The sequence below is a fragment of the Vibrio sp. DNB22_10_4 genome (assembly GCF_052879755.1).
In genome coordinates this window covers 1,224,137-1,237,859 of sequence record NZ_JBNNXW010000001.1, presented here as the reverse complement: position 1 = coordinate 1,237,859, position 13,723 = coordinate 1,224,137, and the positions used below count along the sequence as shown (strand labels likewise).

Below are 13,723 nucleotides of genomic sequence, written 5' to 3'. Positions count from 1 at the left end.
AATGACGATGTAAGGGAGTACCATGTCAAAAACGATCCTTAAAGGTCATATCGAGGTGCCGGAAGATGAGCTTTCGGTCGTGATAGAAGCGCTGCACAAACACAGAGCGCTGACCTATGCTGAACCTGGCTGTTTAGTGTTTACGGTAGAGCAGGATGTTAAACAGCCAACTCGATTCAGTCTTTACGAAGAGTTCGTAGACAAAGCCGCATTCGAGCATCACCAAGCCCGCGTTGCTGACTCTGATTGGGGACGAGTGACGGGGAACGTAAAGCGTTTCTACCAAGTATTCACCGATGAAGAATCTGAGCAAGCGTAACTTTTGATTGAGGCGTTTTGTTGAGTGTTTTGCAAATAATTTTAGCAGTATGGATAAGTGTACTTAAATCAACGTCAGTATTGATATTTAATCCATGGCAGAGATATATCACATCTTCTGTCGCGACATTACCACTAGCACCCGGTGCATAGGGGCAACCTCCCAAACCAGCAATGCTACTATCAATGGTGTCAATCCCCATAGTCAGCGCCTGATAGATATTAGCAAGGGCTTGGCCATAAGTATCGTGAAAATGAACGGCGAGATCAGATAGAGATACACGAGCAGAAACGGCTTCTATCATGTTCGCTATACGCAGCGGTGTACCTGAACCGATGGTGTCACCCAGCGATATTTGGTAGCAGCCCATGTCGTACATGGCTTTGGCTATATCAGCAACCATGTTTGGGGAGGTTGCGCCTTCATAAGGACAATCGGCTACACAAGATAGGTAGCCACGCACTTTGATATTGTGCTGTTGAGCTAACGCGATAACAGGTTCAAAACGTGCCAAGCTTTCGGCGATAGAGCAATGAATGTTGTTTTGGCTAAAGGACTCTGAGGCAGAGGCAAATACTGCAATTTCGTCCGCCCTTGCTTCTAATGCTGCTTCTAGCCCTCTAACATTGGGAGTGAGCGCAGAATAGATGATACCGGGCCGACGTTGAATGTTTGAGAACACTCTATCTGAATCGGCCATTTGTGGAACACGTTTGGGCGAAACAAATGCACCAGCCTCGATATAGCGAAGGCCTGATTGTGATAGCGAATCAATAAGGGAGACCTTAGCCTCTAGCGAGACTTTGGGTTCATTTTGAAGGCCGTCTCTTGCGCCAACTTCGACAATGTTAACGGACTCTGGCAGCGTCATTTTCATGGTTCATCTACCTTTTTCATGGCTCATCTACCGTAGCACTCCAATCAGGCGGTACTTTGTCAAAAAAGGAATTGAGACCATTTTGACCCTGGACTGAGACTCGCGCATTGGCTATCACCGCCGCTGTTTGGTGAATAAGCGACGGATCAATCGCAGTAGTACATTGCCGGATTAGCGCCTTAGTGTCACGAATGGCATTCGGGCTGTTAGCAAGTACACTGTTGATGAGCTGAACTAGTACCTGCTCTTGCTTATTGATGTCACAGATTTGGTGGTAAAGCCCTAACTCTAGTGAGGTTTGAGCCGATATCTTTTCTGCGCTTAACATATAGCGACGGGCAGCTCGCGCGCCAATCGCGCGGATAGCGTAAGGCGCGATGGTTGCTGGCACTAAGCCAAGTTTTACTTCACTAAAACAGGCTATACTTGAAGGCTCGGCAACAACAATATCGCAACAGCAGATAAGGCCTAATGCACCGCCAAAAGCGCACCCTTGTACCGCTGCAATGGTTGGAATCGGCAGTTCATCGAGCGTAGACATCAATAAGGCAAGCTGCTCGGCATCGGCAAGGTTGTCCTTATAGCTGCACTTGGCCATTGATTTCATCCAATTGAGATCCGCACCTGCAGAGAAGTGTTTGCCTTTGCCTCTTAGTACTAGGCAGCGTACAGACGGGTTTTCTTGAATCGAATGCAATGCTCCGATCAGCGCTTGGATGGTCTTGGATGAAAACGCGTTGCCCTTTTCTGGGCGATTGAGCGTTATTGAGGCTACGCCCAAGTCAGTAACGTTCACTATTAGCTGTTCGCTCATCGTGTTGCCTCACATTCTGAAGATACCAAACTCGCTGTCAGGTATTGGTGCGTTCAACGCGGCGTTTAGCGCTTGGCTGAGAACATGTCGCGTCTGTTTTGGGTCAATAATGCCATCATCCCAAAGTCTTGCGCTGGCATAGTAGGGACTACCTTCGCGCTCATAATTGTCAACGATGTTCCGTTTGAATGCCTGCTCTTGAGCGAGATCCCATTCGATCCCTTGGCGCTGCTTAACATCGTGCTTCACTTGAGCCAACACGTTAGCCGCTTGCATACCACCCATTACCGAGATGCGAGCATTCGGCCAGATCCACATCATAGTGGGATCGTAAGCTCGGCCGCACATGCCATAGTTGCCAGCACCATAGGAGCCACCAATAATCACGGTGAACTTGGGAACATCTGCGCAGGATACTGCCATAACAAGCTTCGCTCCATGCTTAGCAATGCCACCTTCTTCAGCTTGTTTGCCCACCATAAATCCAGTGATGTTTTGTAGAAACACCAGCGGGATCTTTCGTTTCGCACACAGCTCAACAAAGTGCGCGCCTTTTTGTGCTGACTCAGAAAACAAAATACCGTTGTTGGCAATAATACCAATAAGCCTCCCGTCAATTCGCGCAAACCCGCAAACAATCGTGGTACCAAACAGTGCCTTAAATTCATCAAAATCTGAGTCATCAACAAGTCGTGCGATTACCTCGCGAACATCAAACGAAAGACGCAAATCACGATTGACGATGCCATACAGTTCTTCAGTATCGTATTTCGGTAAAGTCGCTTGGTGTGACTCTTGTGATGGAAACAGCTGACCGGTATTAGAGATGGCTTTTCTCGCCATCTCTAAAGCTTGGTGCTCATTATCAGCATAGTAATCGGCAACACCGGATTTCTTACAGTGTACATCGGCACCACCAAGGGCTTCTTCTGACACTTGTTCGCCTGTCGCCGCCTTTACCAATGGGGGGCCAGCTAGGAAGATAGTACTTTGCTGTTTGACCATAATGGCGACATCAGCCATAGCAGGAACATAAGCGCCGCCGGCAGTACAAAGTCCGAGCACAACGGCGATTTGGGGAATACCTTTGGCGGACATACGTGCTTGATTAAAGAAGATACGCCCAAAGTGCTCCTTATCAGGAAATACTTCAGCTTGATGCGGGAGATTAGCTCCGCCAGAGTCTACCAAATAGACGCAGGGCAGTTGGCATTTAGCGGCTATCTCTTGGGCTCTGAGGTGCTTTTTAACCGTCAGCGGATAATAGGTACCGCCTTTTACGGAAGGATCGTTAGCGATCACCATGCAGAGTATATCGCTGACTTTGCCAATCCCAGCGACAACGCCAGCGCAATGAATCGCCTCATCGTACACTTCCCAAGCGGCAAATTGGCCGACTTCGAGAAACTCTGAATCATGGTCGAGTAGGGAGGTAATACGTTCACGCACGGGAAGCTTACCTTTTTTTCTTTGGTGTTCGATGGCCTTTTCTCCGCCGCCCTGTTTGATTTGTGCAACTCTCGTTTCCATCTCTTCGACAAGCGTGTTCATAGCCCCCATATTGTCACGATAGAGTTCAGAGTCGCGTTTAATCTTAGTGACTATCTGTGGCATAAGTGCTCCTTATATCGATTCGTCAAACAGTTCACGGCCAATGAGCATGCGGCGTATTTCTGAAGTGCCCGCGCCAATCTCGTAGAGCTTAGCATCTCTAAGTAGACGACCTGCAGGGTAGTCATTGATGTAGCCGTTTCCGCCAAGCAGTTGAATCGCATCGAGCGCCATTTGGGTAGCGAGCTCTGCGGTGTAGAGAATAACGCCAGCTGAGTCCTTGCGAGTAACATCGCCTCTATCGCAGGCACTAGCAACAGCATAAAGGTAAGCACGCGCCGCATTACAGCGTGTATACATATCAGCGAGTTTTGCTTGTACTAATTGAAACTCGCCAATGGCCTTGCCAAACTGCTTACGTTCATGAACATAAGGAACCACTAAATCTAAGCAAGCTTGCATGATCCCGAGTGGGCCAGCCGCGAGTACAACACGCTCGTAATCGAGGCCACTCATCAATACTTCAACGCCACGATTGACGTCCCCTAACACGTTCTCAATAGGCACTTTGCAGTCCTGGAATACCAATTCACAGGTGTTTGAGCCGCGCATGCCGAGCTTATCCATTTTTTGAGCGTGGCTAAATCCATCAAACTGTTTCTCGATAATGAAGGCGGTAATACCATGTTGAGCCGCGTTAGGGTCGGTTTTCGCGTAGACAACCAACACATCAGCATCGGGACCATTGGTGATCCACATTTTACTGCCATTCAGAATGAAGTGGTCGTCGTAGCGTTCGGCTCTAAGCTGCATGCTGATGACATCTGAACCAGCGTTGGCTTCACTCATGGCAAGTGCACCGACGTGGGAACCTTCAACCAGCTTAGGCAGATATTTATCCTTTTGAGCCTGATTTCCGTTTCGGAAAATTTGATTCACACAGAGGTTGGAATGAGCGCCATAGGAGAGAGCGATGGAAGCGGATGCGCGGCTAATTTCTTCCAGAGCCACTACATGAGCCAAATAGCCCATATCTGCGCCACCATATTGTTCGCTCACTGTTACGCCAAGGAGGCCCATATCGCCGAGTTTCGGCCACAGTGGGTTGGGAAAGGCGTTGTCGCGGTCAATGTCGCTCGCAATTGGAGCGATGCATTCGCGAGCAAACCCGCTTACATGATCACGAAGTAAATTGATGGATTCGTCCAAGCCAAAGTCCATGGCGCGATAATGAGTGAACATGGTTCCTCCTCATACTGGACATGGACTTAACTTTGGGTACTTACGGAGTTACTTCGCTTTAGCGAGTGATGCCTCACAGCGTTCGCGTGCCGTTGTTAAGTCTTCCAGTAATGTATTGATGTCGTCGAGCTGGCGTTTGAGTACCGCTTCCTTCTCATCAATGATTTTCAGCATTTTGGTTAGCTGGTCATCTTCTTGATGGGTGTCGTACAGCTCGAACAGTTCCCTGATCTCCGCAAGAGAAAAGCCGAGGCGTTTCCCGCGCAGAATTAGCTTTAAACGTATTTTGTCGCGACGTTGATAGACGCGCATGGTGCCTTTTCGGTCCGGTTGGATCAGCCCCTCATCTTCGTAAAAACGGATACTTCTTGTGGTGATATCAAATTCTTTTGCCAGTTCACTGATCTTATACGTGTCCACGTTACCACTCTCCGGGTTCTTGGGTTCTAATCCACACTTGCTCAACCACTGTCGTTCACAATCGCTGTGACATATTGAGCTAGGTTTTAAATTTGTTTCTTTACGTTTACGTAAATGTTAGTGCTATGCTTACTAAAACGTCAAGCTAATCGTTGAGAACTCCAATACATCGAGTTCCAAAGAGGAGGGCAAAGATGGAACGAGCGCAGCAACAGACAAAAGGTCAAAACAACGTATGCATTGTCGCAGCTAAGCGCACACCGATGGGCAAGTTTCAGGGGGCGCTTTCACATATAAGTGCTACTGAGCTAGGCAGTGTTGCGATTGCGGATGCGATTGACGCCGTTGGTATGACACCCAGTTTAGTGGATGAGGTATTAATGGGCTGTGTGCTCAGCGCAGGTTTGGGGCAGGCGCCCGCGCGGCAAGCAGCGATAGGAGCCGGCATCGAAACCCATACGCCTTGCACAACGGTAAACAAAGTATGCGGTTCTGGGATGAAAGCTGTGATGCTTGCGAGTACTCAAATACAGGCGGGTGAAGCTGATTGTGTGGTAGCAGGCGGAATGGAAAGCATGAGTAATGCGCCGTACCTGCTAAATGGAGCTCGCTCAGGGCTGCGCATCGGTCACCATCAAACCCATGACCATATGTTTACCGATGGTTTGCAAGACGCCTATGAGGGTGAACTTATGGGCGTGTTTGGACAGAGAACCGCGGACAAGCTCGGTTACAGTCGCCAGCAGATGGACAGTTGGGCAACACGCTCTGCGAGTCGAGCTAAGGACGCCGTCGGGAATCATCTTTTCCAATCTGAAATTTGTAACCTTACCTCAAGAGATGGGCACTTCATTGATGAAGATGAACTGCCCAATACCATCAAACTAGAGAAAATACCTGCGCTTAAACCTGCTTTTAAAGTCAATGGTTCCATCACGGCGGCGAATTCCAGTGCGATCTCGGATGGCGCAGCAGCACTTGTGCTGATGAGTGAAAATAAGGCACTAGAGTTGGGTATGGCACCGCTGGCTGTGATCAAAGGGTTCACAACCACGGCTCGCCAACCTTCGGAGTTCACCTTGGCACCTGTCGATGCAGTTCGAAAGCTGCTCGATAAGCTTCAATGGCAAAGCGGCGATGTCGATTTATGGGAAATCAATGAGGCTTTCGCGGTGGTGACTCAGATTGCGATTGATGCGCTTGGCTTAGATGAAGCAAAGGTCAACGTGAACGGTGGTGCTTGTGCATTAGGTCACCCGATAGGAGCCAGCGGCGCAAGAATACTAGTGACCTTGATACATGCATTGCAATCACGTGCAGCGAAGAGAGCTACTGGTGATCCTTTTAAAGGAATCGCTACGTTATGCATTGGCGGAGGTGAGGCGACCGCTATCGCGATAGAAGTTTCGCCAGTCGGAGCGGGTACTCAAAAAGTGGGGGGGTAAATGATGAATAAAATAGCCAACTTTATCGATGGTAATGCTGTTGTATCACGAGCGAGTGAATGGATAGATGTAACCAATCCCGCTACCAATGACTTGCTTGGCATGGTACCGATGACGCCAGCAGATGAAATACAAGGTGCGATCGAACAGGCGCTAAGTGCTCAAATGCACTGGAAAGAAGTCGCGATATCAGAGCGGGCACGATTGATGCTCCGGTACCAGCATCTGCTTAAAGAGCGGCACGACGAAATAGCCACCTTACTGTCGAAAGAAACGGGAAAAACCTTAGCCGATGCTAAAGGTGATGTATGGCGTGGAATCGAGGTCGTAGAGCAAGCCGCCAATGTCGCCAGCAATATGATGGGAGAAACGGTAGAAAACGTCGCTACTGACATTGATAGCTACTCGCTCATTCAACCTCTTGGCGTATGCTGCGGCATCACTCCATTCAATTTTCCCGCGATGATCCCCTTATGGATGTTTCCCATCGCTATTGCTGCGGGTAATGCATTTATTCTCAAACCTTCTGAACAAGTTCCGCTGACTGCCGTCCGTTTAGCTGAGTTATTCCATGAAGCGGGCGCGCCGCCAAGCCTTCTTCAGGTGGTGCATGGCGGCAAAGTACAAGTCGACTTCTTACTCTCCCACCAGGCGATTCAAGCGGTCTCATTTGTTGGTTCAGTCCCAACTGCTCAATACATATATCAAACGGCAACGGCCAATCACAAGCGAGTACAAGCGTTTGCCGGGGCGAAAAATCATATGGTTGTGATGCCAGATGCCAATAAAGCGCAGGTCATAAACAACTTGGTTGGTTCTTCTGTTGGTGCTGCCGGGCAACGCTGTATGGCGATATCTGTAGCCGTGTTTGTCGGCAGCGCCAAGGAGTGGATTGTAGAGCTTGCTGCGGAAATGGCGAAAATAAAGCCGGGACTATGGGATGATCCCGAGGCCGCCTATGGACCGTTAATAAGCCAGCAAGCAAAACTGCGTGTGGTCAATTTGATCGAATCAGGCAAGAAACAAGGTGCTTACTGCTTACTTGATGGTTCAGACTGCGTGGTAGAAGGTGCTCCGCAAGGAAACTGGCTAGGCCCCACCTTGTTTAGCGGGGTTAACACCGATATGGAGATCTACCAGCAAGAGATTTTCGGGCCAGTATTGGTGTGTATTGAAGTGGGCTCTTTGGATGATGCCATTGCACTAGTGAATGCCAACCCTTACGGCAACGGGACGTCGATTTTCACTGCGAGCGGCGCGGCGGCCAGAAAGTATCAGCATCAGATCTTAGTCGGGCAAGTGGGTATAAATGTACCGATACCCGTGCCTTTACCCTTCTTCTCGTTCACAGGTTGGCGCGGCAGTTTTTATGGAGATTTGCACGCTTACGGAAAGCAAGCCGTGCGATTTTATACCGAGACTAAAACTGTCACCGCGCGTTGGTTCGATGACGATATTCCGGATGGACCAAACTTAACCATTCAGCTTCGCTAAGCTCGAGCTTTTTCAAGGAACTAGGAATAAGGAGCAAGGTATGGATTTTGAACTCAACGAAGATCAAAGGGCTTTTGCCGATACGGCTCAGCAGTTTGCGATGGATAATCTCCTTCCAAATGCCAGTCGTTGGGATGCCGACTGCCACTTTCCTAAAGAGATCCTTAAACAGGCGGGCGAGCTGGGATTTCTGAGTCTCTATACCCGTGAGGAGCAAGGCGGGTTGGGTTTGAGCCGTCTTGACTCATCGATCATTTTTGAGCAGTTAGCCATGGGCTGCACGTCGACGACCGCCTTTATGACGATTCACAACATGGTGACCTGGATGGTGGCCAGTTTTGCCAATGATGAAACTCGCGAGCAGTTCGTACCCAAACTGCTGACTGGTGAGTGGCTTGGATCCTATTGCTTAACGGAGCCTGAAGCGGGTTCTGATGCTGCGTCGCTAAAAACTACAGCAGTGAAACAGGGTGACAACTATATTTTAAATGGTTCTAAAGCCTTTATTTCTGGCGCTGGTGATACTGAGGTGCTGGTGGTCATGGCGCGAACCGGTGACTCAGGTGCTAAAGGTATTTCCGCTTTTGTGCTAGATGCAACAAGCGAAGGTATTAGCTATGGGCGCAAAGAGCCCAAAATGGGCTGGAACAGTCAGCCCACAAGAGCGATCGCGTTTGACAATGTTGTCGTTCCAGCCAGACAAATTCTAGGCCAAGAGGGTGAGGGTTTTACCTTTGCAATGAAGGGACTGGATGGCGGGCGAATTAATATCGCCACGTGCTCGGTAGGTACTGCGCAGCACGCCCTAAACCTCGCTATTCAATATTTGCAAGAGCGTAAGCAGTTCGGTAAACCGCTTGCAAGCTTTCAAGCGTTGCAATTCAATGTTGCAGACTTAGTTACAGAGCTGGTGGCAGCGCGGCAAATGGTTCGATTGGCTGCGTTTAAGCTTGACCACGGACATGAGGATGCCACCACGTATTGTGCGATGGCAAAACGTTTTGCTACCGATGTGGGCTTTAAGGTGTGCGATGGTGTATTGCAGCTATTTGGTGGCTACGGTTATATCAAAGAGTATTCGTTAGAGCGGCATTTTCGTGACGTTCGTGTCCACCAAATCTTAGAAGGTACTAACGAAATCATGCGGCTGATCATCGCTAGACGCGTTTTAAGCGATGATGACTCGATACTATAGCTGCTAAGCAAACCAAAGGAGAATGGTTATGTCAGAAGCGATACTCATTCCACATACCATTGAAGGGCATGTTGCGACGATTACTATCGACAACCCGCCAGCCAATACTTGGACGGTGGAGAGTTTAGTGGCACTTAAGCAGCTTGTCGGTGAGCTTAATCGAAACCGAGAAGTCTATGCATTGCTGATTACCGGACAAGGCAACAAGTTCTTCTCCGCAGGTGCGGATTTGAATGTGTTTGCTGCTGGCGACAAGGAGAGTGCGTGCCGCATGTCTCGCGTTTTTGGGGAAGCGTTTGAAGCGCTGTCTAACTTTCGTGGTGTCTCAATTGCAGCGATTAATGGGTATGCCATGGGAGGCGGACTTGAAGTTGCTTTAGCTTGTGATATTCGAATTGCTGAGGAGCACGCCGTGATGGCGCTGCCTGAAGCCAAGGTTGGCCTACTGCCGTGTGCAGGCGGCACCCAGAACTTAACCGCTTTAGTGGGAGAAGGCTGGGCGAAGCGGATCATCTTGTGCGGCGAGAAGATTGATGCGTCAAAAGCCCTCCAAATCAAACTGGTAGAGGAGGTGGTGAATTCGGGAGAGGTGTTAACCGCTGCCACTAATCTTGCTAATCAAGTTGCCCATCAATCACCGTCTTCAGTCACTGCTTGTAAAACTCTAATTCAAAATAACCGCCAGCATTTTATCGATCATGGGCTGGTCAAAGAGCGCGAGTTGTTCATTCAGCTGTTTGATACCGAAGATCAACGAGAAGGCGTTAACGCCTTTTTAGAAAAGCGCGCACCACAATGGAAAAATCGTTAGGAGGCGTCATGTCTACAACCAGTTCAACGTCAAATTCGTCGCTAGCGACTCAGGACACAGTTCGATTTCAAGAAATCGTTTGTAGTGACCAACAGAGCAAAATTGCCGTTGCGACCCTATGTAATCCCAAAGCTCTCAACGCCCTAACTCAGAACATGTTGGTATTGCTTAATGACCAACTTGATAAGTGGCACGACGATGACGCGGTACTATGCGTAATACTGGACGGTGAAGGTGAGAAAGCGTTTTGTGCTGGCGGTGATGTGCGTACTTTGCATGACAAGATGAAGCACGCGCCAATAGAAGATGCCAAAGCCTATGCAGAAGCGTTTTTTGGCACTGAATATCAATGCGATTATCTCATCCACACTTACACCAAACCTATTATTGCATGGGGCGAAGGCATCGTAATGGGTGGTGGAATGGGGCTCTTTATGGGCGCGTCTCACAAAGTGGTGACGCCAGATTCGCGACTTGCCATGCCAGAGATTCATATCGGTTTGTTTCCCGATGTTGGCGCGACCTATTTTTTGAACCGTCTCGACGATGACATTGGTTTGTTCCTTGGACTCACGGGCGTAATGATGAACGGCACCGACGCTCTCGACGTTAGACTTGCCGATCATATGAACGCGCCTGCGGATAAACAAAAGCTATTGCATCAATTGCAGCAAACGGATTGGAACAGCATCGAAGACAGCTATGACTACTTAACAGAAGTACTCTCAGAGCTTGCAGACAATGCCAACATAGCTAAACCTGCTGCTCATCTTCTGCCTCTTATTCCCGACATTCAATGCGCTTGTGCGTCTGATACCCTTGAGGAGGTGTTTGATAACATTCAGGCACTACCTTGTAACGAAAAATGGATGCAAGCGGCTCAGCGAAATTTGATGGATGGCAGTCCAATTACCGCGCATATTTGTTTTCGCCAGTTAAAACAGTATCACCAGTTGTCACTTGCCGATTGTTTTAGGCTTGAGCTGATTTTGGGGCTGCGCAGCGTCGAGTTTGGTGAATTTCAGGAAGGGGTGCGCGCTCGCTTGGTGGACAAGGACGGTATGCCTAACTGGACATATGCGCACATCAGTCAAGTGCCAAAGTCTGTGATCGACAATTTGTTCACTTCACTGTGGCGTGAGCAAGAGCATCCTCTTGCGATGCTAGGGCATCATTAACTCGCGCAGACAAATAGTGCCTCTCGTTTAAACCAACGATGAATTGAAACAGCCAAGGAGGTTGTGATGAGTCAGCCAACAGACACGAAGGTTGCATTTATTGGACTAGGAAACATGGGCAGTCCAATGGCAAATAACTTGCTCAAAGCGGGCTTTAGTGTGCAAGTTTACGACCGAGTGCCCGCATTATCGCAACCTCTTGGAGAGAAGGGTGCTCACGTTTGTCATAGCTTGGAGCAGGTGCTCGATTCAGCGAACGTCGTTGTCACCATGCTACCGGCCAGTGAGCATGTCAAAGCGGTTTATCTGGGCAGCGATGATGAGAAAGGCATCATTGAACTAGCCTCGAGCGATGTTTTTCTTATTGATTGTTCAACCATTGATCCTGACTCAGCGCGTCTTGTATCAAGAGAAGCTCTGAACAAAGGACTGGAGTTTGTCGATGCTCCTGTTTCCGGCGGCGTTGCTGGTGCCAGTGCAGGTACTTTAACGTTTATCGTTGGTGGCAGCGATGAAGGATTTACTAAAGCGAATAACTTGCTGTCTTTCATGGGTAAAAATGTGTTTCATGCGGGCAAAGCGGGTGATGGGCAAATGGCTAAAATTTGCAACAACCTGATTCTCGGCTCTGTCATGGCAGCGACTTGTGAATCCCTTAGTCTTGGTATGGATAACGGTCTCAATCCTGAGGTGTTATCAAACATTATTCTTCAGAGCTCTGGCAGAAACTGGGTTTTAGAACTATATAACCCTTGTCCGGGAGTGATTGAGCACGCGCCAGCGAGTGCCCAATATACTCCCGGTTTTATGTGTAAGTTGATGTCAAAAGATTTGGGGCTTGGGCTAGAAACGGCCAAAATTAGCCAATCTTCGGTGCCCATGGGAGCGCTAGCTCATAGTCTCTACGCACTCCATAACCGAAACGGAAATGCGGAGTTGGATTTCTCGAGTCTTTTTGAGTTTTTTCGCAATAAGCAGTAGAAGGGAGAAGTAAATGGAACTTGAACAGAGCGTTATCGCTATTACTGGTGCAGGACAAGGATTAGGTCAAACTATGGCGACTAGCTTAGCTCAGCAAGGAGCAAGCTTAGCACTGCTCGATGTCAATCAAGACGCCTTAACAGAGACAAAAGAACTTTGTGAGGCATTTGGGGTAAAAGCGCAAACTTATCAGGTCGATGTCACCAATGAAGAGCAAGTAGAAAATGTATTTCGTGACATTGTCACTGAATTCGGCTCTTTGAATGGTTTAGTTAATAATGCAGGCATTCTACGAGACGGATTGTTGGTGAAATCTAGAGATGGTGAAATCAGCAAAATGTCGCTTGGTGATTTTAATGCTGTTATCAATGTCAATCTTACCGGTACGTTTTTGTGCGGCCGTGAAGCAGCGGTGCAGATGATCGAGTCAGATTCACGTGGTGTCATTATCAACATTTCTAGCGTGTCGAGAGCAGGCAACATGGGGCAAACCAACTACGCGGCTTCCAAAGCAGCGGTAGCGACGATGGCTTCAGTATGGGGTAAAGAACTTGCTCGCTACGGCATCCGTTCTGTCGCTATTGCACCAGGCGTTGTTGAGACCTCAATGACAGCCTCAATGAAACCTGAAGCCCGCGAACGTCTGGAAAATATGGTGCCAGTACGCCGTATGGCGGATCCAACAGAGATTGCTCACACTGTACGTTTTATTTTGGAAAATGAGTACGTTAATGGGCGAGTGATTGAAGTAGATGGTGGCTTGGTCATTTAACTTGGATCGTAGCTAAGTATCAGTCCCCTTGTCTTTTTGGGGGGCTGACTATCGTTCTATCGAAGACTCTTTTCAATTTGTTGTCGGATAAGTGCATCCATGCACTTGTTTTCCTAGTTAGGGTTAGAATCGGTAATCGATGCCGAAATTAACCGCAGACAGTGAGTAGTCACGTCTTGAGATAACAGAAACGTATTCAGCGTTGATACCTAAACCTTCAGTGACTTCATAACGTGCGCCAAGACCAAAACTTGGGCCAGTGGTATTGCGACTTCCATTTGAAAAATTATCTTCACTTGCGGCATTCGTTAAACCGACAAGGCCGTAAATTTCAAAACCTTGCTCTAATTCATAGCTGCCACGTAGATATAGACTGCTATATGACTTAAGGTTGTTAACTTCACTTGAATGACTGTTGACACCGCCGAAACGATATTCAGCGCCAATATTGTTATTAAAACGGTATCCAGCCATTAAATAGCCAGTCTCGGTGCTAACGTCATTGACAATATTTTGTTGATTGCCGTAGCCGATACTCGCACCAGTATAAAATCCTTGCGCTAGCGTTGGTAGTGACATTAATACTGTTGATAGTAAAAGGCATTTGTGTGTAAGTTTCATAGT

14 protein-coding genes are annotated in these 13,723 nt (G+C 48.4%); 8 read left to right on the top strand and 6 right to left on the bottom strand.

Annotation, left to right across the window (positions count from 1 at the left end; all coding sequences use genetic code 11):
• The first annotated feature begins 22 nt into the window (after window positions 1–22).
• A complete protein-coding gene (locus ACVA6Q_RS05370) occupies window positions 23–319 on the top strand; it encodes a putative quinol monooxygenase (RefSeq protein WP_446646783.1) in 297 nt (98 codons plus the stop codon).
• Here the strand turns inward: ACVA6Q_RS05370 and ACVA6Q_RS05365 are convergent.
• The 5 genes from ACVA6Q_RS05365 to ACVA6Q_RS05345 all read right to left on the bottom strand — a co-directional run bounded on the left by ACVA6Q_RS05365 (window position 291) and on the right by ACVA6Q_RS05345 (window position 5,223).
• The gene (locus tag ACVA6Q_RS05365; RefSeq protein ID WP_446647187.1) at window positions 291–1,190 is read right to left on the bottom strand and encodes a hydroxymethylglutaryl-CoA lyase; all 900 of its coding nucleotides are present in this window, start codon (window positions 1,188–1,190) and stop codon (window positions 291–293) included. The genes ACVA6Q_RS05370 and ACVA6Q_RS05365 overlap by 29 nt on opposite strands.
• A gap of 22 nt (window positions 1,191–1,212) precedes the next feature.
• Complete coding sequence (locus tag ACVA6Q_RS05360; protein ID WP_446646782.1) at window positions 1,213–2,010, bottom strand: enoyl-CoA hydratase-related protein; 798 nt, start codon at window positions 2,008–2,010, stop codon at window positions 1,213–1,215.
• Window positions 2,011–2,019: 9 nt separating this feature from the next.
• Window positions 2,020–3,570, bottom strand: a complete 1,551-nt coding sequence (locus ACVA6Q_RS05355; protein ID WP_446647186.1) for a carboxyl transferase domain-containing protein — start codon at window positions 3,568–3,570, stop codon at window positions 2,020–2,022.
• A gap of 63 nt (window positions 3,571–3,633) precedes the next feature.
• Window positions 3,634–4,803 carry an isovaleryl-CoA dehydrogenase gene (locus ACVA6Q_RS05350; RefSeq protein WP_446646781.1) on the bottom strand — a complete coding sequence of 390 codons (1,170 nt, stop codon included), beginning with the start codon at window positions 4,801–4,803 and terminating at the stop codon, window positions 3,634–3,636.
• Between the two features lie 48 nt (window positions 4,804–4,851).
• Window positions 4,852–5,223, bottom strand: coding sequence for a MerR family transcriptional regulator (locus ACVA6Q_RS05345; protein WP_446646780.1), 372 nt, complete (start codon window positions 5,221–5,223; stop codon window positions 4,852–4,854).
• 194 nt (window positions 5,224–5,417) lie between these two features.
• On the opposite strand from ACVA6Q_RS05345, the gene ACVA6Q_RS05340 reads away from it, so the two are divergent.
• The 7 genes from ACVA6Q_RS05340 (at window position 5,418) to ACVA6Q_RS05310 (ending at window position 13,099) form a co-directional block, all read left to right on the top strand.
• Window positions 5,418–6,668: a thiolase family protein gene (locus ACVA6Q_RS05340; protein WP_446646779.1), complete on the top strand. Its 1,251-nt coding sequence runs from the start codon at window positions 5,418–5,420 to the stop codon at window positions 6,666–6,668.
• Window positions 6,669–8,162, top strand: a complete 1,494-nt coding sequence (locus ACVA6Q_RS05335) for a CoA-acylating methylmalonate-semialdehyde dehydrogenase (RefSeq protein WP_446646778.1) — start codon at window positions 6,669–6,671, stop codon at window positions 8,160–8,162. It begins immediately after the preceding gene.
• A gap of 40 nt (window positions 8,163–8,202) precedes the next feature.
• A complete protein-coding gene (locus ACVA6Q_RS05330) occupies window positions 8,203–9,357 on the top strand; it encodes an acyl-CoA dehydrogenase family protein (RefSeq protein ID WP_446646777.1) in 1,155 nt (384 codons plus the stop codon).
• 28 nt (window positions 9,358–9,385) lie between these two features.
• Window positions 9,386–10,168, top strand: a complete 783-nt coding sequence (locus tag ACVA6Q_RS05325; protein WP_446646776.1) for an enoyl-CoA hydratase — start codon at window positions 9,386–9,388, stop codon at window positions 10,166–10,168.
• 8 nt (window positions 10,169–10,176) lie between these two features.
• Window positions 10,177–11,346, top strand: a complete 1,170-nt coding sequence (locus ACVA6Q_RS05320; RefSeq protein WP_446646775.1) for an enoyl-CoA hydratase/isomerase family protein — start codon at window positions 10,177–10,179, stop codon at window positions 11,344–11,346.
• Window positions 11,347–11,412: 66 nt separating this feature from the next.
• Window positions 11,413–12,327, top strand: a complete 915-nt coding sequence (gene mmsB, locus ACVA6Q_RS05315) for a 3-hydroxyisobutyrate dehydrogenase (protein ID WP_446646774.1) — start codon at window positions 11,413–11,415, stop codon at window positions 12,325–12,327.
• Window positions 12,328–12,340: 13 nt separating this feature from the next.
• Window positions 12,341–13,099, top strand: a complete 759-nt coding sequence (locus ACVA6Q_RS05310; protein ID WP_446646773.1) for an SDR family oxidoreductase — start codon at window positions 12,341–12,343, stop codon at window positions 13,097–13,099.
• A gap of 123 nt (window positions 13,100–13,222) precedes the next feature.
• On the opposite strand, the gene ACVA6Q_RS05305 is transcribed toward ACVA6Q_RS05310, so the two are convergent.
• Window positions 13,223–13,720 (bottom strand): porin family protein, encoded by a 498-nt coding sequence (locus ACVA6Q_RS05305; RefSeq protein WP_446646772.1) that lies wholly within the window; start codon window positions 13,718–13,720, stop codon window positions 13,223–13,225.
• Between the last annotated feature and the right edge of the window lie 3 nt (window positions 13,721–13,723).